The organism is Seonamhaeicola aphaedonensis, from assembly GCF_003386195.1.
Taxonomy (GTDB): Bacteria; Bacteroidota; Bacteroidia; order Flavobacteriales; family Flavobacteriaceae; genus Seonamhaeicola; species Seonamhaeicola aphaedonensis.
Genome location: NZ_QRDX01000003.1, coordinates 79,222 through 104,318 on the forward strand (window position 1 = coordinate 79,222; position 25,097 = coordinate 104,318).

Annotated in this window: 18 protein-coding genes; 10 read left to right on the top strand and 8 right to left on the bottom strand. The window is 34.0% G+C overall.

What is annotated here, in order from left to right; genetic code table 11:
- Positions 1 to 30: 30 nt before the first annotated feature.
- Positions 31 to 510 carry a CYTH domain-containing protein gene (locus DFQ02_RS06110; protein WP_116040119.1) on the top strand — a complete coding sequence of 160 codons (480 nt, stop codon included), beginning with the start codon at positions 31 to 33 and terminating at the stop codon, positions 508 to 510.
- Position 511: 1 nt separating this feature from the next.
- On the top strand, positions 512 to 1,048 hold the full coding sequence (locus DFQ02_RS06115) for a YciI family protein (RefSeq protein WP_116040120.1): 537 nt from the start codon (positions 512 to 514) through the stop codon (positions 1,046 to 1,048).
- 9 nt (positions 1,049 to 1,057) lie between these two features.
- On the opposite strand, the gene DFQ02_RS06120 is transcribed toward DFQ02_RS06115, so the two are convergent.
- From DFQ02_RS06120 to pbpC, 4 genes are all read right to left on the bottom strand, one after another.
- Positions 1,058 to 1,576 (bottom strand): hypothetical protein, encoded by a 519-nt coding sequence (locus tag DFQ02_RS06120; protein ID WP_116040121.1) that lies wholly within the window; start codon positions 1,574 to 1,576, stop codon positions 1,058 to 1,060.
- 4 nt (positions 1,577 to 1,580) lie between these two features.
- Positions 1,581 to 2,171 (bottom strand): RNA polymerase sigma factor, encoded by a 591-nt coding sequence (locus DFQ02_RS06125; RefSeq protein ID WP_116040122.1) that lies wholly within the window; start codon positions 2,169 to 2,171, stop codon positions 1,581 to 1,583.
- A gap of 16 nt (positions 2,172 to 2,187) precedes the next feature.
- Positions 2,188 to 2,784, bottom strand: a complete 597-nt coding sequence (locus DFQ02_RS06130) for a hypothetical protein (protein ID WP_147297737.1) — start codon at positions 2,782 to 2,784, stop codon at positions 2,188 to 2,190.
- A 70-nt stretch (positions 2,785 to 2,854) separates the two neighbouring features.
- Positions 2,855 to 5,206: a penicillin-binding protein 1C gene (gene pbpC / locus DFQ02_RS06135; protein ID WP_116040124.1), complete on the bottom strand. Its 2,352-nt coding sequence runs from the start codon at positions 5,204 to 5,206 to the stop codon at positions 2,855 to 2,857.
- A gap of 117 nt (positions 5,207 to 5,323) precedes the next feature.
- Here pbpC and DFQ02_RS06140 point away from each other — a divergent pair, with 117 nt between their 5' ends.
- Together DFQ02_RS06140 and DFQ02_RS06145 are read left to right on the top strand one after the other, a co-directional pair.
- Positions 5,324 to 6,715, top strand: coding sequence for a hypothetical protein (locus DFQ02_RS06140; protein ID WP_147297738.1), 1,392 nt, complete (start codon positions 5,324 to 5,326; stop codon positions 6,713 to 6,715).
- Between the two features lie 317 nt (positions 6,716 to 7,032).
- A complete protein-coding gene (locus DFQ02_RS06145) occupies positions 7,033 to 8,349 on the top strand; it encodes a hypothetical protein (protein WP_116040126.1) in 1,317 nt (438 codons plus the stop codon).
- Between the two features lie 60 nt (positions 8,350 to 8,409).
- Here DFQ02_RS06145 and DFQ02_RS06150 read toward each other — a convergent pair whose 3' ends face one another.
- Together DFQ02_RS06150 and DFQ02_RS06155 are read right to left on the bottom strand one after the other, a co-directional pair.
- A complete protein-coding gene (locus DFQ02_RS06150) occupies positions 8,410 to 9,279 on the bottom strand; it encodes an SH3 domain-containing protein (RefSeq protein ID WP_116040127.1) in 870 nt (289 codons plus the stop codon).
- Positions 9,280 to 9,420: 141 nt separating this feature from the next.
- Complete coding sequence (locus tag DFQ02_RS06155; RefSeq protein WP_116040128.1) at positions 9,421 to 14,997, bottom strand: alpha-2-macroglobulin family protein; 5,577 nt, start codon at positions 14,995 to 14,997, stop codon at positions 9,421 to 9,423.
- 278 nt (positions 14,998 to 15,275) lie between these two features.
- Between DFQ02_RS06155 and amaB the strand changes: the two genes are divergently transcribed.
- From amaB to DFQ02_RS06170, 3 genes are all read left to right on the top strand, one after another.
- Entirely contained in the window at positions 15,276 to 16,844 is a 1,569-nt protein-coding gene (amaB, locus tag DFQ02_RS06160; protein WP_116040129.1) for an L-piperidine-6-carboxylate dehydrogenase, read from the top strand.
- A gap of 101 nt (positions 16,845 to 16,945) precedes the next feature.
- Entirely contained in the window at positions 16,946 to 18,325 is a 1,380-nt protein-coding gene (locus DFQ02_RS06165; protein WP_116040130.1) for a DUF1800 domain-containing protein, read from the top strand.
- A 2-nt stretch (positions 18,326 to 18,327) separates the two neighbouring features.
- Positions 18,328 to 19,518: a DUF1501 domain-containing protein gene (locus DFQ02_RS06170; RefSeq protein ID WP_116040131.1), complete on the top strand. Its 1,191-nt coding sequence runs from the start codon at positions 18,328 to 18,330 to the stop codon at positions 19,516 to 19,518.
- Between the two features lie 124 nt (positions 19,519 to 19,642).
- Here the strand turns inward: DFQ02_RS06170 and DFQ02_RS06175 are convergent, their stop codons facing one another.
- On the bottom strand, positions 19,643 to 20,776 hold the full coding sequence (locus DFQ02_RS06175; protein ID WP_116040132.1) for an ATP-binding protein: 1,134 nt from the start codon (positions 20,774 to 20,776) through the stop codon (positions 19,643 to 19,645).
- A 21-nt stretch (positions 20,777 to 20,797) separates the two neighbouring features.
- Positions 20,798 to 21,553 (bottom strand): SDR family NAD(P)-dependent oxidoreductase, encoded by a 756-nt coding sequence (locus DFQ02_RS06180; RefSeq protein ID WP_116040133.1) that lies wholly within the window; start codon positions 21,551 to 21,553, stop codon positions 20,798 to 20,800.
- A 242-nt stretch (positions 21,554 to 21,795) separates the two neighbouring features.
- On the opposite strand from DFQ02_RS06180, the gene DFQ02_RS06185 reads away from it, so the two are divergent.
- The 3 genes from DFQ02_RS06185 (at position 21,796) to DFQ02_RS06195 (ending at position 25,086) form a co-directional block, all read left to right on the top strand.
- Entirely contained in the window at positions 21,796 to 22,953 is a 1,158-nt protein-coding gene (locus DFQ02_RS06185) for a DUF4382 domain-containing protein (protein ID WP_116040134.1), read from the top strand.
- A gap of 187 nt (positions 22,954 to 23,140) precedes the next feature.
- Positions 23,141 to 24,142 carry an AAA family ATPase gene (locus DFQ02_RS06190; RefSeq protein ID WP_116040135.1) on the top strand — a complete coding sequence of 334 codons (1,002 nt, stop codon included), beginning with the start codon at positions 23,141 to 23,143 and terminating at the stop codon, positions 24,140 to 24,142.
- Positions 24,143 to 24,219: 77 nt separating this feature from the next.
- On the top strand, positions 24,220 to 25,086 hold the full coding sequence (locus DFQ02_RS06195) for a DUF58 domain-containing protein (protein ID WP_116040136.1): 867 nt from the start codon (positions 24,220 to 24,222) through the stop codon (positions 25,084 to 25,086).
- Positions 25,087 to 25,097 lie beyond the last annotated feature (11 nt).

The following is a 25,097-nucleotide window of genomic DNA, read 5'->3' on the forward strand; positions in this document are numbered from 1 at the left end:
AAGGAAATACCCGTTTTCGCGTGCATAGTTATGATAGAAATAGAACGTAAATTTTTAGTAAAGTCTGATGCTTATAAAGCCGAAGCCAATAAAAAAGCAAGAATAACCCAAGGGTTTTTAAATACCCATAAACAACGCACGGTTAGAGTAAGGCTCAAAGACAATGAAGGATTTTTAACGGTAAAAGGACCATCAAACCATGATGGTTTAAAACGTTTTGAATGGGAAACCCCAATATCTGACAAGGATGCTAAAAGTTTGTTAAATCTATGTGAATCTGGGGTTATTGATAAAATACGTTATGAAGTGCCTGTAAAAAACCATATTTTTGAGATAGACGAATTTCTAGGAGATAATGCTGGATTGGTAATTGCTGAGGTGGAATTACAATCTGAAAACGAAACTTTTGAAAAACCAGATTGGTTGGGAGAAGAAGTTACGGGTATTATTAAATATTACAACTCACAAATAAGTAAAAACCCATACTGCCATTGGGATAAATCACAATAAAATGAAAAAATTAGTATTTGCACTTATAATGTTAACCATTATAGTGTCTTGTAAAAAGGCAACCACCACCCTACCCGAAGTTGAAGAAGAGGTTTCTGAAGCGGTTACAGATTCTCTAACTTTAGAAGTTGATGAAGCTCCTGCCGAAAAAAGCACCAAACAATTAAAAGAAGAGCTAACCACAAAAGGTTTTAAAATATTTGATTATATAAATGAGAAGACGCGAGATACTATTTTAATGCAACAATACTTTATGGCTTTTTTAAAACGAGGTCCTATAAGAACTCAAAATGAAGAGGAAGCGGCGCTTATACAAAAAGAACACTTAGCCCATTTAACTAGAATGTACGAGTTGGGATATGCCGATATATCAGGGCCTTTTGGTGATGATGGAGAGCTTAGAGGCCTTACCATTTACAATGTGCCTACATTAAAAATGGCCGATAGTTTAGCAAAATTAGATCCTGCCGTAAAAGCTGGTTGGTTAGAGATTGAAGTCCGACCTTGGTGGGCAGCAAAAGGGTTTCCTTTGAGGTAATTTTACTTTTTAATTTGCATATAAACCATCAGTATTTATACGTAAATAATTATTCATTTCTAAAATAGAATCTTTATTATACTTGTTACTATCTATTAAGTCGGAAGAATGGTCTAGGTTAACTTTTAAAAGTTCCTTTTTTTCGTTTAAGTAAAGTGAAACAGTATCGACTTTAAATTCTTCTTTTTGTTTATTCTTTAAAATAAATATTGCTAAAACTATAGTTGCCGCTATTGAAAAAACTGGTTTTAAAATCTTTTTGTGATTGTTCCATAGAGAAGCATAACCCTTTTGCTTGTTATGTTGTTTATGTTTTTGCTTAAAAGCAATTAAGAGCTTACCCTCTATTTCCTTGTTTACCTGTAATAACTCTAAGTCTTTTTTATGGGCTTGCTTAGATTTTGTTAAAAGCGACCTAATATCATTGTATTCGGTTTCTGTTATTTGTGATAACACGAGTTGTTTTTCTTTTAACGATAGCTTTGAAAAATCTTTCAGTAATACTAATTTTTCGATAGTAGAATCCATAATATTAAATCTTAATAGCTTTAAAGTTTTTCAGTTTTTTAGATAGTTTTTTTGTAGTGTAAAATAATCTCGATTTTACGGTGCCTTCAGAACAATCCATGACTTCACTTATTTCTTTGATAGATAAATTATCTAAGTATCTTAATGTGAATGTTAGGTTATGTTTCTCATCTAATTTATTAAGTTCAATGCCAAGTTTCTTTTTGAACAGAGTTAAATCGGTTTCATTACTCAAATTACTGGGAAAAGTAAGGTTATGTTTTAATTCTTCAATGTCTAAACTTATTTCTTTAACGTCCACCTTTTTTCTATATTCATTTTTACACATATTGTAAGCAATGGTATAGATCCAAGATGAAAAGCTCTTCCCGGTATCGAAAAGATGAGCCTTTTCAATAATTTTTAAGAATAGGTTTTGTAAAAAATCTTCGGCATAGTCTTTATCCTGATATAGCTTTTGGTAGAAAAAAAGAAAAAGCTTTGCTGAATAACGTTTATAAATTTCGTTAAAAGCCTTTTCTTTACCTCTAGCGAATAGAACCATTAGTTCTTCATCTGACTTGTGTTTACAAGAGGTCCTAAATTTAAAATCCAATTAGTTTTTATTAAATTTAAAAAGATTCCTCAAAGTCGGTATTTGTAGGTTCAGTCAATTTCACGCTACCTTGGTGTCCAGTGTTTTTAACGCTTTCATCAACTATCTCAAACTTAAAACTATCAATATAAATTTCACCTGTCTTCGAAGTTAGGACTCCGTAAGCTAAATTAACGGCCTCTTTAGGTACTTTAAGTACGATCTCGTATTTAGTCCAAGATGTAGTTCCTTTAATGGGCCTATTTTGCATATTGTCAAAGCCAAGTGATTTTTTGCTAGGGCCGTCTATTCGCATCCACATACCTGCCCAATCTTCTATGTCTTTAGATTTTATATATGCCGTTAACTTAACTTTTTTTCCTAAAAATTTTTTTGGTTCAAAGCTCTGCATAATAGTACCGAAACCCTTTATATTAGAATCTTTTGATTTTAAAAAGGCTATTTTACTATTCCTTTCAGAATCGTGAACGACTCCTATTTCATAGGATTCTGGACTACTACCAGCTAAGAACCAACCTTTAATGGTTTGTTTTTCCTTGCTTATAAATGACACAAGAGAAAATACTAATACGATAACTAGAACGTTTAATGATTTTGATGATAATGTTTTCATATGCTTTGTTATTGATTATACCTATATATACACTTCATTTTTTGATAGGTTCAAAAAAACTGTAAAATAATTAATTACTGACCTCAAAAAATCGTTTGGCTTCATTACCAAATTCATCAACAACAGTAAGGGTATGTTGCCCTTGTTTGGGTAAAACCGCCATTTCATGAATATCTTTGGTAGTGCCAATAAAGACTTCATCTAAATACCAAAACAAGGTGCTTTCGGGTTTGGAATGGGCTATTTTCAAAATCATGTCATTACTTATACCATTAAAATCCTTTGGTAAAAAAACACTATGGTTTTCTTGGGGATAGATAAATTCCATTGTGAGAGCCTGCTCCCCTAAACAGTCACTTCTAAATTTTGGTAACGGTTTGTAAAACGGATTCTTAGTTTTGTAGTAATAAGCCATAAGCGGCGGTAATACAAACCACGATTTGTGATTCATGTTACTCAAGGCCTCACAAGAAGCGTTGACTTGATAGCTTTCATTGGTATCTAAATGAATTAACACGTGGTACGGACAAGCTTTTGTTTTTAAACCACTCTGTTGCACAAAAACATGTTCTGTATCAAGGCAGTTTGGTGAAGCTCTATGCCCGCTTTGTTTACAAACAGTAATTTCTTGCATATCATCAAAAGGCTTTCTAAACCATGCGCTTTCGGGTAGTAAATCAAAAACTTCAAAAAGTATGGGAGCCGCGGTTTGCACTCCTACCAATCCAGACCTCCCTTCACCATCGGCATTGCCAACCCAAACTCCAACCACATAATCTTTAGTAGTGCCTATAGCCCAAGCGTCTCTATATCCAAAACTGGTTCCTGTTTTCCAAGCTATTTGTTTGGAGCCATCAAAAAACTCCCAATTTTCATCGCCTTCAGGTCGGTTTACCTTTTTTAAACTTTCAAAAGTGAGATAAATGGATGCTGCACCAAATAAAGCCTTTTCAGATTGGATATCTCCAAAGTCAACCATTTCCGAAGCCATTAAAGTGGGTTCACAAAATTCGTTAGCATAGTATTCACTAGATGTTTCTGTAAAATGATTTAAGGTTGAAGCAAGAGCTGCATAACTTTTGCATAAGTCCCACAAATTGCTTTCTGCTCCTCCCAGAATTAAGGACAGCCCATAGTGGTTGGTGTTATATTTTAAATCTTTGAGTTGTAATGCTTTTAGATAGTGATGAAACCTATCTAACCCAAATTCCTGTAACATTCTAACCGAAGGTACATTTAAGGAACGTGATAAGGCTTTACTAGCAGGAATAGCGCCGTCATAGGCTTTATTAAAATTCTCGGGATTATAACTCCCAAATTGAGAGGGGACATCTGCCACCAAAGTATTTGGTAGCAAGTCGCCTTCATCTAACATTGCTGCATATAAAAACGGTTTTAAAATACTCCCAGTGCTTCGTGGTTTATCTATAATATCTACATCTTTTTGGTGCTTTTTACTGGTTGATGTGTTGCCAGTATAGGCTAAAACGTGTCTGGTTTTCACATCTAATACTAAAACGGCTGCATTGTGAATTTGATTTTGACTTAAAACTGAATGATGATGCTTAACAATTTGGTTTACCTGTTTTTGTAGTGTGACATCAATGGTGGTTTTTATAAATTCTCCCTCATTAGATTTTGATAATTTTTGCAATAGATGTGGTGCTATTTTAGGCAGTGGGTAGGGCTTTTGTGGTAAACCTTCAGCAATAGAAAGATTATACGTAAGTGAATCTATTATATCTTTTTCAAGTAGTTTTTTAAGTAATCTGTTGCGCTTGTTTAATAACTTGTTCTCATTTTTTCCGGGATAAATTAAGCTTGGGGCATTGGGTAAAACGGCTAAAGTGGCGCTTTCTGCCCAAGATAGATTATTGGCACTTCTATTAAAATAACGCCATGAAGCGGCATCTAAACCCACCACATTACCACCAAAAGGCGCATGACTAGAGTAGTAAGCAAGTATATCTTCTTTAGAATCTCGCAACTCCAATCTGGTAGCTAGAATAAGTTCTTTGAATTTTTCAAAATAAGTTCTTGGTTTCCCTTTTCTAGATAAACGAATGACTTGTTGTGTAAGGGTGCTTCCGCCACGTTTTACAGTTCCAGAAGAAAAATTGCCTTTTAAAGCTTTAAAAATGGAGATAGGATTGAACCCTGGATGTTTATAAAAATACTCGTCTTCAAACTGAAGGATACAGGTTTTAAACTTATGTGGAATACTATTGTTATGCGGAAACCGCCACTGTCCATCCATAGCAATTTTAGCACCAATAAGTTCGTTGTTGGAACTTATTATGACGGTTGAAGTAGGGTCTTTGAAAAGTTGTTTAGGCAAACAAAAGTAATAGACTACAATTAATACAGCTAAGATTGAAAATCTAATTTTACGCTTTTTTATATAACCAATTGTTTTATTCATTTAAAGTATGTACTCGCTAAAATAGGCGTTTGGATGTAGTTTAAGACAAGTTTATGATTTTATATTATAAAAAGATTAGAAGATTATTTACATTCGATTTATCATCTTAAAATTCACATGATAAAATCATTCATTCATTACCTTATACTTTTAGGCTTCATGGGTGTTTCTCAGTTACAGGCTCAATTAGGTTTTTGTAAAGGCAACTCGGGTTCTCCAATATTTAAAGAAGATTTTGGAACTGGTAAAGGTGACAGCTCACTTAACCAAGGAAGTACAACTTATCGTTTTACTCAAGGGTCTCCAATTGACGGTTCTTATAAAGTATCCAGTAATACGAATTGGTATGGCTGGTTTATTACTAAAGATCATACTCCAAATGATAACAATGGCAGATGTTTAATAGTAAATGCAAGCTATAACTCTGGGGAATTTTTCACTATACCAATTTCTGGTTTGTGTGAAAACACAACTTACGAATTTTCTTCATGGTTAATTAATTTGTTTCCAGCGTATAATAGAGTTTGTGGCCCTTCTGGAAACGAAAGTGCCAACCCCATAAATATTACTTTTGAAATTTGGGACAGTACAGAAACATTACTTTTAAAGAAAGGAAATACGGGTGACATACATGGTTCATATGATCCAAATTGGCAACAATATGGTTTAGTTTTTAAGACAAATCCGGGTCAAGAATCAGTTATTTTAAAGATGCGAAACAATGGCCTTGGAGGTTGTGGAAATGATTTGGCAATAGATGATATTGTTTTTAAAACATGTGGTGATAGTATTGTGATAGAAGATGAGTTGAAAAACAGACAACAAACCACAGTATCAGAAAATAATTATCCTTATTCCATAACACTTACAGCATTGCCCGACTTTACTGTATTCTCATCACACCATTATCAATGGCAAAAAAGTTTAAATAGTAAAGATTGGTATAATATAGAAGGAGAAGACAGAAATAATATCTCAATTAAAAACTTAAAAGAAACAACTTATTATAGAGTATTGGTAGCTGAGGATGCCATTAATGTTTTGAATACATCTTGCCATTTAATTACAGATTACTTTAAAATAAGTGTAGTAGACATAATTAAAGCACAAAAAAAAGAACCCAAAAAAACTAAAACAAAAATCACAAAAACCATCACTAATCCTAAACCCTATGCAGTTGTTGAAGAAAAAGAGATAGTAGAATCCACTATAATTGATACACAACCGCAAATTATTGAAAAAGACAGCTTACCAAATAGTGATGTTGACACCAACTTATTACCTAAAACTTATAAAGAAATTATTACTGTATTAGATGGTAATAAAGTTATTAAACATAAAGTTTGGATTGATGGCGCTATAGGTCAATACGTTCAAACTAATGAAAAAATAATAAAAAAAGGAGATGATAGAAGTGACATAGTTATAAATGAAACCATATATTATAGAGCAGTTTATGGTTTTAACTCGGTAAAAAGAACTTATGTTATTAAGTTAAAATCTAAATAACTATCTCTCAACATCATTTTTTAATTATTAAAAAACACTTGTTTGTACATGGATTACACTAACAGTGGTTTTTTTAAATAGTTATTTGACTAGCTGAAGTAATAGACTACTAATAATATAGCTAAGATTAAAAATCTAACTTTATGCTCTTTCATTTAGTCTACTATTTCTTTCTTTTAAGATATATACTACTTAAGTAGGTCTCTGCATGTAATTTTTAGTTTTAGCAGCTTCTTCAAAATTAACCGATTAAAACTTGTAACAAAACATTGATAAAACTTACATACAAATAACTTTCATCAATCAATATAAAATTCATGCAATTAGTTTTATCAAAAACTACAACTGTTCTGTTGTTTTTTTTATGCCTTTTTAACGCAGAAGCTCAATTGGGCTTTTGTAATGGAAACACAGGCGACCCCATTTTTACAGAGGATTTTGGAAGCGGTATTGGTAATGTAAAATTACCCTTTGGAACCACTACATATAAGTTCACAAAAAACAGACCAAAAGATGGCTGCTATGTAGTTTCAAACTCACACAAGCATTTTAATTGGTATAAACTTGATGATCATACTCCTGGTGATATAAATGGAAGGATGCTTATTGTGAATGCTGGTTTTGAGCCAGGTGAGTTTTTTAGGGTGCCCGTGTCTGGGCTTTGTGAAAATACATCCTATGAATTTTCATCATGGATGGTTAATTTAACCAAAGAGTATACAAAAGCATGTGGTCGAGGAATCCCTATTGATGTTACCTTTGAAATATGGAACAAATCGAATAAAACATTGCTTGCTAGTGGAAGTACAGGACCAATATATGGTGGCTCAAAGCCAACATGGAGGCAATTTGCCTTAGTCTTTCAAACTAGACCCAATGAAACTTCAGTTATTTTAAAAATTAGAAATAATGGAAAAGGTGGGTGTGGTAACGATTTAGCTCTAGACGATATTGCCTTTAAACCATGTGGTGATAACGTAGTGATTCAAGATAAAAATAATAATCACCATGTTTCTGTAAACCGAGGTTATTTGCCATTTTCAACAACTTTAAAGGTAAAGCCAGATTATGCTGTTTTTTCTAATCACTTCTATCAGTGGCAAAAGAGTGAAGATGGTGTAAATTGGGATGACATTCCTGGAGCCCAAAAGGAGACCTATAAAATTGCACCAACAAGTGTTAGAGTTTTTTACAGAACAAAAGTTGCCGAAAACCCTCAAAATTTGAAGAATGCTTTGTGTTATTCGTATTCAGATTTTTATGAGATAAGTATATCGAAAGACAAGCCCATAGTAGTAAAAAGGCCAGCAGTTAAAGGAATAATTAACATAGAAAAAAAAGAGTGTAATGGGGTAACCTTATCTTTTGAAAAACAAAGTATAACAATAGTTCCCGTATATATCGACAGGAAAAGACTTGCCAAAACATACAAACGCATAATTATTGTAAAGCAGGGCACTAAAATTTGTTTTGATAAAGTTTGGATTGATGGCGCTTTGGGTAAGTTTGTACAAACCAGTGAGGAAATTATAAAAAAGGGGCATCCTGAGGGCTACGTTGTGATAAGCGAAACGGTTTACACCAAAGCAAAATATGGCTATAATGCTGTAACGAGGCGTTATACAATTTATTAAAACTACTAAAAATGTGGTCTAATTTGTAAGTAAAAAGTCAGACCACATCTTTTATAAGTTCTAGCACCCCATTGGGATATCAAATGCAACTATTTTCTCTATGTTTTCATCATGCATGGTGGTAAAAATAACTTTAAAGTAAACTTTATTTATAGATACTCCCGATGATGCATTATTTATGCTTTTACTATCTTTTATAAGGTCAAACCACTCTTCTCCACAATGTATTTTTACAGCCTGTTTGTATTCATCCACATCAACCTTAATGAATTTATTCCAAGCTTTTGGACCATAGGTCATAGTGGTAAACACATTGTTTTTAGTGTTTGCTTTTAAGGGTTCCCAAGCCGAGTAATAATGTTTCCATTCGGTAAGATCGCAATGAGGTCCCTCATTCATAATGGTAATGCTGTTTTCATGACGCTGAAATACCTCAATCTTCTTAAATTTTGAATGATGCCTAATTCGCAATATTTTATTTTCAACAGTTTCACCTAATTCCACAATAGCATCTACTTTGTTTTCAGAATAGGTTGTTGTTTGTGGGTTATCAATCATTTCAGCATTAAGGTTTTCAAACTCTATAGTAAATTCTTCAAAACCAACCCTAAATCGTTTGTTTAGTTTTTCCTCAGAAAGAAAACCGTTAAAAACATACCCTGTGCGGTTATTATGTATATCATCTGTACATGATACCTTTACCCACTGCCCAGAAACAATGTGGTTATTGTCTTGAACATCCAGCTTTAAATGGGTACGTTCAGTAATTTCTAGTTGTGTGCCGTAAACCAGCTTATCAAGGCGTTTAGAATCTTGACTTGGTTTATCTCTTAAAAACAATCCGTTATCGGCGTTTACGTATCTTATTTCTTGTGCATTGGCCATATTGAATACCATCAATACAATAGCCAAATAAATATATTTTGTCATTTTTTTAAATTTTTTTTGATGTTACTATAAAACCTATATTTTGTCAACCTGAATTTATTTCAGGTTCTCATAGCCATTAAGAATAGTTAAGATAAGATTCTGAAACAAGTTCAGAATGACAGTCTCAGTTTTTAAGTAACGTTATTTAATTATATTAATCCATTGCCCTTTAGTTCTTACTAAAAAGTCGTTATCATACATAGCTTCCGCCTGAATTCCCGGTAGGTAATAGCGTCCTAGATAGGAAGCGTTTAACATCACCGAAAATGTTTTGGAGCTATTGGAATTTCCGTTTTTGCTTAAGTCAAAATAGAAATTCACACGGTCGTCTCTTATGTCTGTATAGCGCGCTTGACTAGAGATTGTATTTCCAAAATCGGTAAATCGGGTATTGACTATTTCCCAACCCGAAGGGAATATTTGTGTTAATGCTACATCTTTCACTTCAGAACTTTTAAGGTTACTTACCTTAACTGTAGCTATAAAATCTTGTCCTTGTTTTAGTTCTGCAATATTTATTCTATTGCCTTGTAAATCTTTATAAGAATAGCTTATGTTTAATCCGCGTTGTTCCATTATTTCCTGGCCTAAGGGTAGTTTTCCAGAATTTAAAATACGTAGATAAACCACATTGTTATTATCATTTTTAAAAGATAAATTATTGATGCCATCAATTACATTAATTTCTCTCTGTGCAACGGCGTTTTTGGTATCAATGGTATAAGGTTTTCCATTAACTTTATAACTAAGTTGCATAGCTTTTCCTCCATTGGCGGCTACCATTTTTGCCATTGCCAATAAGCTGTAGGCTGTGGTTTGTGTGCTCATCCATCGGCCGCTTGATAAATCTTTGGCAATACTTTCGGCCAATTCTCTGGTTTTTTCATTTTTGGTGAGTACCATAGTTTCTAGAGCCATAGCTCTATTTCTATCAACCGATCCATAGGTGTGATAATTATATTTGCTAGGTTCAAAATTGATATTGGCTGAATTTAAAATACTTTCACTAGCCTCCTTTTGTCCTGCCAAAGCATAGGCTGCTGCCAATCGCCATTTAGCGTTATTGGATAATTCTGGAAACTCACGCAATCTGTTCATGGATGCCAAATCTGGGCTGCCAGCCAACGCCAAGGTATATAATCTATAAGCTTGCGCTAAGTCTGAGTTATACTGTCTGTAAGTTGGCCTCCAATTTCTAGCAGTCTGTTGCTGGTATTTAACCCAGTTGCTTTTAAAGGTGAGTGGTAATACATAGCCCTTCTTTTCCGCCTCTATCATAAAATGACCAGCATAACTAGTACCCCAATCGTCAGCACTGGTTTCTCCAATCCAATAACTTAGGCCACCATCTGGTCTCTGGAAGTGACCAAGGCGTTTAATGCCGTTTTTAATATTATCCTGAATAGCTTGTTTTTTATCAGCAGTTAAATCAAAAATATCGGTTAAGAATAACTGTGGAAATATACTAGATGTGGTTTGCTCAACACATCCATGAGGGTATTGAATTAAGTATTGAAGTCTTCGGGTAAAATCCATTGGAGGTAAGGTTGAAAACTCTATGGTGGCCTTATTGGTTCCTGTTACGCCAAAGGTTTCAAAAGTTATGCTTTCAGTAGTGATAGTAGTTAATGCTTTGTCAATAGTTTTTGATGTTATAGGGTTAGGATTTACAACATCTAGTTCTACTTTATAACGTGCCGTTTCACCATTCCCAGATGCTAAAACTTCAATGGTGCTTGCACCTTTGGCAGCATTTGTGTCTAGGTTAAAATAAACCATTTGCTCATCGGGTTTTGCAAAGGTTAATTGTTTGGATGTTTCACCAATAATACGAATGTCATTACTTAATTTTAAACTGATATTCACGTTTTTCACTTTGGATTCCATGGCAAAAACAGATACGGGTAAAGTCACTTGTTCGCCAGGACTTAACTTCCGCGGAACCGTGGCTAACACCATCAATGGTTTTTTAACTTGCACCGATTTATCCGCGCTTCCATAAGCTTCTTTTGATGCGTTACCAGCTACTACCATTGTTCTAACAGCGCCAATATAGTTGGGTATTTTAATAGTATGGGTTTTTTGTTCATTGCTGTTTAAGGAAAAAGGTCCTAAATATTTTATAACGGGTTTAAATCTACTTGCTTTTTTCTTTTTACCGGCCGTAGTATTGCCATCACCACCAATGGCAAATACTTGGTCTATACTACCAGAATAAGCTCCAATAACGTCATTAAAAACATCCCATGTTTTTACTCCTAAAGCTTCACGAGCATAAAAACTATTCCAAGCATTTGGTGTTTTAAAGCGGGTTAAGTCTAACAGTCCTTCATCAACCACAGCAATGGTATAGGTCATTGCTTTTTTGTTTTTTTCTGAAACCGTAATATTAAATTCCTGTTCTGGTCTGAGAACTTCAGGCATTGTTATTTCTGGATGCAATTTGGTTTCTGGATTTTCAACCATTATGGGAATAACCCCATAGAGTCTTATGGGTAAGTCGTTTGTTGTTATGGCATGTGGCTGCAATAGAGATATATTCACAAACACATTTGGAGCCATTTCTGATGTTACTGGAATTTCAACTACGGTTTCTCCCTTTTGTGTTTTAACCCATTGGTTTTCTAAAACCTCGGTGCCATTTTCTATGCTTACCAATGCACGCCCTTCATTACCAGATTGAAACGTTATTTTAGCAGTCTCTCCTACGTTATATGTTTCTTTGTCACTTGAAAAAATGAGCATTTTAGCAGCGTCCTTATCTCCAGAACTAGCATTTTGCCACCAGTTTTTGTAAAAATAAGCAGTGCGACCTGTGGCGTGTTTACTAATAGGGTCTTCAACTCTTATTAAATAACGCCCTCTATCATGGTCTGGAACCTTTATGTTAAAACTGGCCTTTCCGTTAATATCTGTACTTATTTTGGAGGTTGAATAGGGTCTGTGGTAACTACTAGATACGTAACTAGACAAATTATCATAGCTAGAATTCCACCACCAGCGCCATTCTATTTTATAGATCTTTACTTCAAGATTGTTTCGTTGCATTGGGTTTCCGTTTGGGTCTACTACTACAACATCAAATACTTGGTTTTCATCTGTAAAATAGGAACCGTAGTTATTCCCTTTTGGAGAACGCAACCCTACAAATGATTTATAAGGGGCATAGGTTTTGGTAAAGGCATCCATAGAAAAGTCACCACCGTTTTCAAATGCTCTAACCAAAAACTGCGCATTTAATAATCCTGGAGTATTCTTTTTAACGTTTAGTTTCGAATTAATTTTTGCAAAACCATCAGCATTTACATTGCCTTCAAAAACATTAAATTCTTCAGAATGGAAGGTTCTTGTTGGGTCAACAAACTCATAATCTTTATAATTTTCAAAACCTTTATGAGAGGTACTGAATTTTGCTTTTACTTCGGCCTTTAAATGTTTTCCTGGAGCACCATGTAGCCATTTTACCTCCAAATTTCCAGTTAATGGTTTTGTAGCTGTTAACATGTCATCTTCAAAATCAATCTTAATTTTTAAACGATTGGGTTTGACTGTTTCAATTTTTAAGGTTTTATTAAATGAGGCACCCCCAACCGATACTTTGGCGTTGTAATTTCCCGTTTTATCTTCTGCAGATGTAGGAACCGTGAATTTGTAAAATCTATTAATGTGATCTCTAGTAATATGCTTGTATACCAACTTTCCGTTAGAGTTGGTGATTTCCATTTTTACAGGATGCTCATTTGGTAATGTATTAGCTTTATCATTGAGCATAAAGGTTAAATGCAAAGTATCTCCTGGTCGCCATACACCACGTTCTCCATAAATATAGCCTTTAAGCCCCCGTTGTAATCTGCTTCCTGAAATATCAAACTTGCTTAATGATAGGGAGTTGCCATCACTTAATTTAACATAGGTGTTATGTTTGCCTTTAGATACTATAGCAAAATTTGCATACTTATCGGCATCTATTATTGTAAGCCCATTCTCATCAGTAATAGCGCTCTCCATTTCTTGTTGCTGGAAATTGTAAAGTTTAATACTGGCATTGGGTTCTGGCTCTGTAGTTAAAATGTTGGTAACAGCAAAGTGGTATGAGTTGTTAGCACCGCGTTTTGCAATGACTCCTAAATTTGAAGCAACCAGGTTTTGAGCAACTATTTTACGGGCATTATAATACGCATCGTGACATGGGTTTTTCTCTTCGCGCCAGTTATATGTATAGTCTTTGTAACGGTACAATAAATCGTCCCAATATTGTTCCTCACGTAATTCTTGCGATTCTTCTGATAAGTCATCAAGGGTTTCTTCATAAAAATCGTCCTCGTAATAATCATCCTCCTTATTTTCTTCTTCGTAATTAGAGGTATTAGAATTTGGTTCACAGTTGTAAAGCGAATAATCTCTGTTGTAGCTCACTTCAACACGGTAAATTGAACCCACATCTGCATTGAAAAACTTGGATAAATCAATGCTATAAGCCTTCCATTTTCCTGTGTTTTCTGCCGCTGTTTGTAACTGTATGGTTTGTTTAGCTATTCTGCGTCCTACTTTTTTTATACTGTACTGGTCATTACTATTTAAGTTGTTGTCTTGTAAAAACTGAAGTACATTATCCTCAAAAATTTTAATAATTCTTATATCAACAGCACTTAAATTCACAGCTTCAAAATTAAATTTCAATTCTTGAGAATTTGGTAAAATAGAACCACTATTAATTAAACGTACCTGAGGTTTTAATGCTTCAAAAGTGATGGTTTGAGTAAATGGTTGTTTAAGCTTAAATCCATCGGTATTTTTGATACCTTGAAAAACATCTACCTGAATATTGCCTACTAATTTGCTATCAGAATAAACCTTTAATATGTTACCATCTACTATGTATTTGGGAGATTTAACGTTTTGAAGGCTCACTAAACCATCAAAGTTTTGTTGCTTTTTTAAGGGGTCTGAAAAATTTATGGATAGGTGTTGTTCTGGAAATTGAACGACTTCAGTTTTTGTTATGGTAAAATTATTTTTGCCAGGAATTACAATGGTATGCTTTCCTTTATTATTGGCTTTTATTGGTTTCCCATGCCATGATACTTCAATGTTGCTATCTTCGATTAATCGGTGAATACTATCAATTTTAAATTCAAAAGCATTACTGTGTTCACTGGCTTCATTAAAAACAATGTTTAGTTTTTTATCGTTTTGTTGGGCAGTAACCAATTGTTTGGCTTGCTCTAAAGAAATAAGGTCTGCAGATTTTATAATCCCATCAATATATTGCCAATTCTTACTGTAAGATTGAAGGTTGTTAGTTACAATTTTGAAATTAGGTGTGATGGTTTTAAACTGAAAAGTGTACGCTTTGTAATTAGAAGGAACACCTTTAAAAATCTCAGATAGTTTTACGGTTACCGTATATTCTGTTGATGGTTCCAAATGTTCATCAGGAATAAAAATCAAAGTGTGGTTGTTGCCTGCCTGTAGTTTTCCATCAACGTGGGGTTGGATAGTTACGATTTTAGAATCAATGTCTTGATTCATTTCCCAACCTTCAAAAGCCTTAGCTAAACTAATTTGAATAGGTTTTGCCACCGAAGTCATTCCAGAAGTAGTATAGCTCACATAGTCTCTGTATTTAAAAATATTATCTGGTTCAATATATATTTTTTTGCAGGATACAATCAATAAGATGGTGCAAACGAAGAAGAAATGATTTTTAAAAGGCATAATATGGTGTATTTGAATGAGCATGGAACACAAGGAACGTACGATGTTTAATCAGTAAGCTTCTATTAATTCTTATCGGTCAGATTGAACATCTAAATTAATAATACTTTTTTTGAAATAACATCAATGTAGTAAGATGTTTCTTGTTAATAAAATTACGCAATTCAATGACGCTACAGACTTTAAGCTTCTGTTAAATTGTTCTTAAAAATTGATTTGAGAATCTAAAAGAAAACAAACATTATAAGTATCTTGTAAAGATTAAAATTTTTAAGATTATGACTGCAGTTTCTACTGATTTTAGTATTAGGACCGTTTTGAATACGTTGGGTATTGAAAGTTTAAATGAAGGCACCTCCACGGGAACTAATAGCTTTTCTACAAATGGTTCTGATAATGTGCCTATTATTGAAAGTTATTCACCTGTAGATGGTCTATTGATAGCAAGTGTTGTAGCAACCTCAAAAAAAGATTATGAAACTGTTATAGACGCCGCTACTGCTGCCTTTAAATCCTGGCGGATGGTGCCTGCACCTCAACGTGGAGAGATTGTAAGACAGTTTGGGGATAAACTTAGAGATCATAAAGAAACGTTGGGTAAATTGGTGTCTTATGAGATGGGGAAAAGTTATCAAGAAGGACTTGGTGAAGTTCAAGAAATGATTGATATCTGTGATTTTGCAGTGGGTTTGTCTCGTCAGTTACACGGATTGACCATGCACTCCGAACGTCCAGGACATCGTATGTATGAGCAGTATCACCCTCTAGGGGTGGTTGGCATTATTTCGGCGTTTAACTTTCCAGTGGCTGTGTGGTCTTGGAATACGGCTTTGGCTTGGGTTTGTGGGGATGTCTGTATTTGGAAACCCAGTGAAAAAACACCACTATGCGGTATTGCATGTCAAAATATTATAGCTGAAGTACTTAAAGAAAATGGCCTCCCAGAGGGTGTTTCCTGTTTAATTAATGGAGATTACAAAGTTGGTGAGTTTATGACCAAGGATACTAGAATTCCATTAATTTCAGCCACAGGCTCCACCAGAATGGGGAAAATTGTAGCACAAGAAGTTGCAGCTCGTTTGGGAAAATCGCTTCTGGAATTAGGAGGAAATAACGCCATCATCGTAACCCCCGATGCCGATATAAAAATGACCGTAATAGGGGCTGTTTTTGGATCTGTTGGTACTGCGGGTCAACGTTGTACAAGTACCAGAAGACTCATTATTCATGAAAGTATTTATAATAAAGTAAAACAGGCTATAGTTGATGCTTATAAACAATTAAATATTGGAAATCCATTAGATGAAACCAATCACGTTGGACCATTGATAGATACTGAAGCTGTAGGTATGTATAATAACGCTTTAGAAAGAGTTGTTAAAGAAGGTGGTAATCTTATTGTTGAAGGTAAAGTCCTTACAGGTAAAGGATATGAAAGCGGATGCTATGTTAAGCCTGCCATTGCTGAAGCTGAAGCTCATTTTAACATTGTACAAGACGAAACCTTCGCACCTATTTTGTATCTACTAAAATATGCTGGGGATGTTGAAAATGCCATTGATATTCAAAATAACGTCGCTCAAGGCTTGAGTTCAGCCATTATGACAAACAACCTTCGAGAAGCCGAAAGATTTCTATCTCACGCAGGAAGTGATTGTGGGATTGCCAATGTGAACATTGGAACCTCTGGGGCAGAAATTGGCGGAGCTTTTGGAGGAGAAAAGGATACAGGTGGTGGACGAGAATCTGGATCAGACGCTTGGAAAATTTATATGCGTAGACAAACAAATACCATCAATTATACTGCAGAATTACCATTGGCACAAGGCATAAAATTTGATTTGTAACCATGCAATATCAACATATATCATTACTCTATTAAACCTTTTTAATTTATTTAAGTCTAAAAAGTTACACTTTGGTACTTCAATAGTAAACAAGGGTTATCATGAACCAAAAATATATTCAGCATTTATACAGGCGTTTAGGTTTTGGAATACAACCAAATGACCTCCATAAACTATTAAAACTAAAACGAAAAGAGGTTGTTAACAATCTTTTTAAAGCTTCAAAGAACATAACACCTCTTGAGTTGGATACATCAGAGTTAAAAAGTTTAATGGGTGACTCCTATATAACCGCAAAACCCAACATTCAAAAGATCCAAAAACTGAGTAGACTTTCTACCCTTAAGTTAAATCATGCTTGGATAGAAAGACTTACCAGTCCAAAAGAATTGATTAGAGAAAAAATGACACTATTTTGGGCGAATCACTTTGTTTGTGAAGACAATAATTTTATATACACTCAAAATTTCCAAAACACATTACGAAAGCATGCCTTAGGGAATTTTAGAGACTTTGTAGTGGCTGTTTCCAAACAGGCCGCCATGACTAAATACTTAAATACCAAACAGAACAAAAAACAAAAACCTAACGAAAATTTTGCAAGAGAATTAATGGAACTGTTCACCCTTGGTGTAGGCCATTATACAGAGCAAGATATTAAAGAAAGTGCCAAAGCATTTACAGGTTACAGTCATAACATGCAAGGTGGCTTTGTATTTAGAAGACGAGAGCACCACGAAGGGCAAAAAACTTTTTTTGGAAAAACAGGAAATTTTAATGGAGACGATATCATTGATATTATTCTAGAACAAAGGCGATGTGCAGAATATATCTGTGAAAAAGTCTACCGTTATTTTGTAAATGATACACTAAACAAAAGCCATGTTCAGGCAATGACTGACGTGTTTTATAAAGACTACAACATTGAAAAGCTAATGCATTTTGTGTGTACATCCAATTGGTTTTATAATGAAGAAAATATTGGCACAAAAATTAAGTCGCCCATAGAGTTTTTAGTTGGTATCAAAACCATAGTACCTGTAGTATTTAAAAACGAAAGACAATTATTGAATTTACAACGTTTAATGGGACAAATTTTGTTAGACCCTCCAAACGTTGCAGGTTGGAAAGGGGGTCAGAATTGGATAGATAGCAATACCATTACGCTCAGATTAAAACTACCATCTCTACTGCTAAATAACTCTTACATATCTAACTCAAGAACTGGGCAAGTAGATAACCAAATTAAAGAAAAGAAACATTTTTTTAAAAGAAATTATGGTGGACGTTTCAACGTAGAAAGTAATTGGAATTATTTTAATCAACAATTTATAAATGTAAACATCAATGAATTAGATAGTTATATTTTAGCCTGTAATTTATCTCCAGTTGCCCAGGGGTATCTAAATACTTTAGAAAAAGTTTCAAAACAAGAGTACTGTGTACAACTAATGTCATTACCAGAATATCAAATGTGTTAATCATGGATAGGAGAAAATTTTTAAAACAGTCAAGTTTAGCTAGTAGCTTATTTTTTATTCCAAGCTTTGTAAAAGCTTTTGAGAATGTAGCTAGTAGTAGTTTAGGTTATAAACGTTTGGTAATAATACAATTATCTGGAGGAAACGATGGATTGAACACCGTGATACCATTCCAAAACGACATCTATTACAAAGAACGAACCTCATTGAGTATAACGAAAAATGAAGTTTTAAGATTAACCGATGAAATTGGTTTACACCCAAGTTTGGCGCCTTTAAATAGGCTTTATGATCAAGGCCTTTTAACCATACTTAATAATGTAGGGTATCCAAACCCAAACAGGTCGCATTTTAGGTCTATGGATATTTGGCAAACAGCGGTAGACTCTAATAAATATTCTCAAAGCGGATGGATTGGAAGATATTTAGATCACTTCGGAGATGCGCCATATACCGCTATTCAAATTGACGAGAGTTTGTCTTTGGCTATGAAAGGTAACACCAAAAATGCCATTGCTACCCAAGATGCAAAAACGCTGTTCAATTTATCTAGAGACCCCTACTTTAAAAGTTTACAACAGCATCAAAATGATACGCATTTAAGCGAACACAATTTAGGGTATTTGTACAAGTCTATGATTGAAGCTCATACCTCAGCTAAGTATATCTATGAAACTAATAAAACGGTCTCATCTAAAACAGAATATCCTAATAATAAGTTTGGTAAACAATTAAAAACCACGGCACAGTTTATTAACTCTCATTTAAACACCAAAGTTTACTATGCCTCTTTGAATGGTTTTGACACCCATGTAAATCAATTACCAACTCAGAGAAGATTGTTAGGTCAGTATGCCGAAGGTATTGAAACCTTTGTACAAGATTTAATAGCTGGTGGTACGTTTAATGACACTTTAATATTGACGTTTTCAGAGTTTGGACGTCGTGTTAAACAGAACGCTAGTTCTGGTACAGATCACGGAACCGCCAATAATTTGTTCATTATAGGAAACCAGTTAAAAAAACCAGGGATTTACAACAAGTTAGCCCGTTTAGATAATTTAGATGATAATGGTGATTTAAAATTTGAAATTGATTTTAGAACCATCTACGCAACCGTTCTTAAAAAGTGGCTAGAAGTAAACGATAAAAAGATTTTAAATAAATCTTTTAAACAACTAAACTTTATATAAAATGAAAAACCCTGTCTCAATGCCGAATTACTCGGGAGAAACAAGGTTATATCATAAAGATTAATAGCAATGCAAATGTAAGAAAAATTAATTAACATTTGTTAACTTAAGGTTAATTATTTTACTAACTGTACTTCACTTTTCTTAATATGCGCATAGATTCTTTGTAAAGATGGTATATTTCATTGCTATGCGCCTTCAAATAAGGTCTAGCTTCTTTAAGTTTATCAATAGCCTCATGAAATAAATTAAGATAACAGATTAAATATGTTGCAGAAAGGTTTCTGAGATCTATTTCTTCGTGTTTTGTGAGTGTGATGCCTTTTTTAAGTTTATCTAAAATGGTATTGTTAGTATTGTAAATATGATGAAGTACTTTTTTATCAAACTGAGGCGGTTCAAATAAAAGTTTAGTATCAATATTATAACTAGCATTATCCTCAAACTTAATAACAGTTTCCTCTAATTTGTAATACTTTTTAATATTATGAAGCCCTAGGTTTACATATTCTACAATCACAAAACTATTGTTATCATAAACTATAGACACTTCATCTAGCGCCGAAAAAAATAGTCTTACTTGCTCGTTAATCAATTCAATATCAACCCTAGAATAAAACACTTCATCTTTTACCTGCTTTTTTTGTCCGGACCAGCAAAGCACAAAATATTCTTTAAACACTTTATATTGCGCGTTAAAGTCTTTGCGTTTATTCATAAAATCGAAAACACCATTTAGTGTGTGCTCAATATTGTTTTGTGCATTGTTTTCTATGGCCGCAACAATTTTAGAATTTACATCTTTTATTTCAATATCAAACACCTTAGGCATGCTCATGCTTCCATCTCTAAAAAACACAGAACCACCATAATATTTCCATATATTCTTTCTAAGTGATGTTAACTTTCCTGTCGGTCGAATAGTAACCAACCCCACTACTTTATCATCAGGTAAATGAGGAAAAGGAATATTCTCATACTGTACAATAGGCGGATTGGTTAAGTATGCGTTAATAAGGTTTTGAATTTTACTATCATCGAAGAAATCAACACCAATAATGTTGTTATCTTCATCTTCAATACCAATAACGATATAGGAGTTGTTGTTAGGATTGCTATTTGAAAGTGCACAAATGTGCTTTAAAAATTTAGCTTTTCCTTCTTTATAACTTATATCAATTTTACGCTTTTTGTCATAAAAACTATTCTCATCATTATGAGCTAAAAGGTGCTTTATAAGTAGGCGTTTATTAATCATGGTTAACCTCTTGAGACTATCTTAATTATTTTCCTTATTGACAATGGTACTACTAGCCTGTGCAGTACAAAACATTAAAACATCTGCAATGTTTACATGTGGAGGTCTAGATATTGCAAAATAAATCACATCGGCTACATCTTCAGCCTGAAGTGCTTTATAACCTTGATAAATTGTATCAGCAATTTTATCACCTTTAAATCGTACCTTAGAAAATTCAGTTTCTACCAAACCGGGATTCACAGATCCCACCTTAATGCCATAAGGATTTAAATCAATACGCATACCTTCGGTTATGGCTAAAACGGCATGTTTACTACCACAATACACATTGCCTTTAGGGTACACTTCTTTCCCTGCCGATGAACCAATGTTTATGATGTGTCCTGATTTCCGTTCTGTCATTCCAGGAATAACCGCTTTACTCACATAAAGTAACCCTTTTACATTGATATCCATCATGGCATCCCAATCATCAATACTGCCCTCGTTAATGGGGTCTAATCCATGGGCATTACCTGCATTATTAATTAGAATATCAATGTTTCTAAATTTTTCGGGTAAAGATTCTATGGCTTTAAAGGTTGCTTCTCTGTCTCTAACGTCAAAGTTTAAAATATGTACATTGGTTAATTTTCCTAAATCTTTTTGAATAGTTTCTAGACGTTCTAATCTGCGTCCGCATAAGATTAAGTTAATGCCGTGTATTGCAAATTCAGAGGCAGTGGCATACCCAATACCACTGGTTGCTCCTGTGATTAAGGCAGTTTTTGTCATTTTTAATCGATATTAATAACTGTTTATCTATTGAGCTAACAGCTTATATGTTTTTTTATGTTATTCATATATAAAATTACTTAAATCAACCTCGATGTCGTATTATTGTTTTACTTTATAGCTTAATGAAACTAGGACAATAAAGTTAGGTGTTAATAGTTAATATTAGAACTTTTTTCAGACTTTAAAAATCCAATTGATAACATTTAAACGTAAAATAAGTATACCTAAAAAAATTAATTATGAATATTTTGAACAAGTTAAGATTAATTCTTCCATTATTATTTTTATCCTTTTTGATTTCATGTAACGATTCTGAATCTTCAGAAATAAATAAAGAAGCACCTACTATTAGTATCAGATTGGTCGATAATCCGGGAGATTACGAAGCAGTTAATGTAGAGATTATTGATGTAATGATTAGAATGGAAGATGAATCAGGAGACGATAATAGCGAAGATACAGAAGATGAAAGTGGCTGGATGTCTTTAGAAGCAGAAAGTGGTATTGTAAACTTACTAGACTTTACAGGAGGTTTTAGCAAGGTTTTGGTTGAAAGATTTCCAATACCAGTTGGAACTTTAAGTCAAATAAGACTCGTTTTGGGCAATGGCAATACTATTGTTATTGAAGGAGAAAATAACCAAAGTGAAACATTTGATCTAAAAACACCCAGCGGGCAACAATCTGGCTTAAAAGTAAAGGTTAATGCTGTTATAGAAGAAGGTTTTACCTATGATTTTATTTTAGATTTTGATGTTGAAAAGTCTATAGTTCATGCTGGTAACTCAGGCAATATTATCTTAAAACCTGTTATCTATGCCAGTGCCGAAGCCAGTTCAGGTATAATTGAAGGTAGTGTATCTGCAGCTATCAAACCAGGTGAAGATTCGTCTCCTAATGTTCCTGCTATAGCCAAAGTTTTAGTGAGTGATCCAGATGGTGATTATGAAATTTCAGCCTTCACTGATGACAATGGAGCCTTTGCGCTTTGGGGTGTTCCTGGAGGAACTTATGACGTTATGATTTCTCCAGCAGATGAAGAAGGTGATTATAATGGAACTAGTGCTAGCGGAGTTGTAGTCATTAACGGTGAGATAACCTCCTTAACAGAGCCGATAGTTTTACCATTAAAACCAGGGGCAATTACAGGTAAAGTTCTCAATGAACTAGCCGAAGGTGTTACTGTAACTGGCTCTATTATGGTGAATGGATCTGCTGTAACCGATAATGTTGATGAAAACGGTATTTTCTTAATTGAAAATGTACCTCCCGGAGTCTATACAGTTACTATTACCCCATCTGAAGGTTCTGGATTAACTGAAGTTCTGCAAAATAATATTCAGATAAACCCAGACGAAACAACAGATTTAGGGGGTATAACATTGCCATCAAGCTAAAATCACATTAATTGATGAAAAATTTTAAGAGCTACATAATTTTATGTAGCTCTTTTTTTTAATCCCATGGTTATAACTCATTCGGAAATATTTTAACCAATTGTTAACAACAATTCACTAAAAAATTTAACAATTTGCAACACTCAATGAAGCTTGCTATATTCGGGCTTTTAAAAATTTAAAAATGATGGAAGAAACAGGTACAATTGATATTAAGACCATTAACGAGAAGATTGAAAAAGAAAGTGCTTTTGTTGATTTACTGATGCTGGAAATGAATAAAGTAATTGTTGGCCAAAAAGGTATGGTAGAAAGATTGCTTATTGGCTTATTGGGACAGGGGCACATTTTATTAGAAGGTGTTCCAGGACTTGCAAAAACACTAGCAATTAACACACTTTCTCAAGCCGTTGACGGAAGTTTTAGTAGAATACAGTTTACACCAGATTTATTGCCAGCCGATGTTGTTGGAACCCTTATATACAATATAAAAGAGAATGATTTCTCTATCAAAAAGGGACCCATTTTTGCAAACTTTGTGTTGGCAGATGAGATTAATAGAGCCCCTGCAAAAGTGCAATCTGCTTTGTTAGAGGCCATGCAGGAGAAGCAAGTGACTATTGGTGATGAAACGTTTATTTTAGACAAACCGTTCTTGGTAATGGCTACGCAAAACCCAGTAGAGCAAGAAGGTACCTATCCGTTGCCCGAAGCACAGGTAGACCGTTTTATGTTGAAAACGGTTATCGATTATCCTAAAATTGATGAGGAACAACTTATTATAAGAGCCAACTTAAAAGGTGCATTTGAAAAAGTAAACCCTGTGGTTTCTATCAAGCAAATTCTTACCGCTCAAAAAGTTGTTCGAGACGTTTATATGGATGAGAAAATTGAAAAATACATTTTGGATATCATTTTCGCTACCAGATATTCTGAAAAATATAAACTAGCCGATTTAAAACCATTGATTTCGTTTGGAGCATCTCCCCGTGGAAGTATCAATTTAGCCACTGCTGCTAAATGTTATGCCTTTATAAAGCGCCGCGGATACGTAATTCCAGAAGATGTAAGAGCAGTGGTTCATGATGTATTGCGTCATAGAATTGGCATTACCTATGAAGCTGAAGCAGAAAATGTCACTTCAGTAGATATCATCAATAAAATAGTAAACGAAATAGAAGTACCTTAAAATTGACAATTGAAAATTGACAATTGATTATTAGTCGGTTAATAGTCAATAATAAATATTCAATAGACAATTGAGAAATGGATACGAAGGAATTACTAAAAAAAGTACGAAAAATTGAGATTAAGACACGTAGGTTGTCTGATCACATATTTGGGGGTGAATATCATTCTACTTTCAAGGGTCGTGGTATGACTTTTAGTGAGGTTCGTCAGTATCAGTTTGGTGATGATGTTAGAAACATCGATTGGAATGTAACCGCACGTTACAATGAACCTTTTGTGAAAGTTTTTGAGGAAGAGCGTGAACTCACTATGATGCTTATGGTAGATGTTTCAGGGTCTGAGTTCTTTGGGACATCACAGCAATTTAAAAAAGATGTGGTTACCGAAATTGCTGCAACCTTAGCATTTTCTGCAACTCAAAACAATGACAAAATTGGATTGATTTTGTTTTCTGATAAAGTAGAACTTTACATACCACCTAAAAAAGGACGCTCACATGTACTAAGAATCATTCGTGAGTTTATAGAGTTTGAACCAGAAAGCAAACAAACTAACATTGCAGAAGCATTAAAGTTTTTAACTAATGTTATGAAGAAAAAAGCGATTGTGTTTGTAATGTCTGATTTTATTGCTGATGCTTATGAGCACACTATGAAAATTGTTTCTGGGAAGCACGATGTTACAGGCATTAGGGTATTTGATAAGCGTGAGGAGGAAATTCCTAATCTAGGAATGGTTCAAATGTTAGATGAAGAAACCGGTGAGTTGATGTTAGTGAATACCGCATCAAAAAAAGTGAGACTTAACTATGGTAAATTCTATAGTGAAAAAGTGAATTATTACAAAGAAAGTTTTACCAAATCAGGTGCAGGAACTATAGATTGTAGAGTAGATGAAAGCTATGTTAAAAAGCTATTGGGGTATTTTAAACGAAGAGGGTAATTTAAGTGACT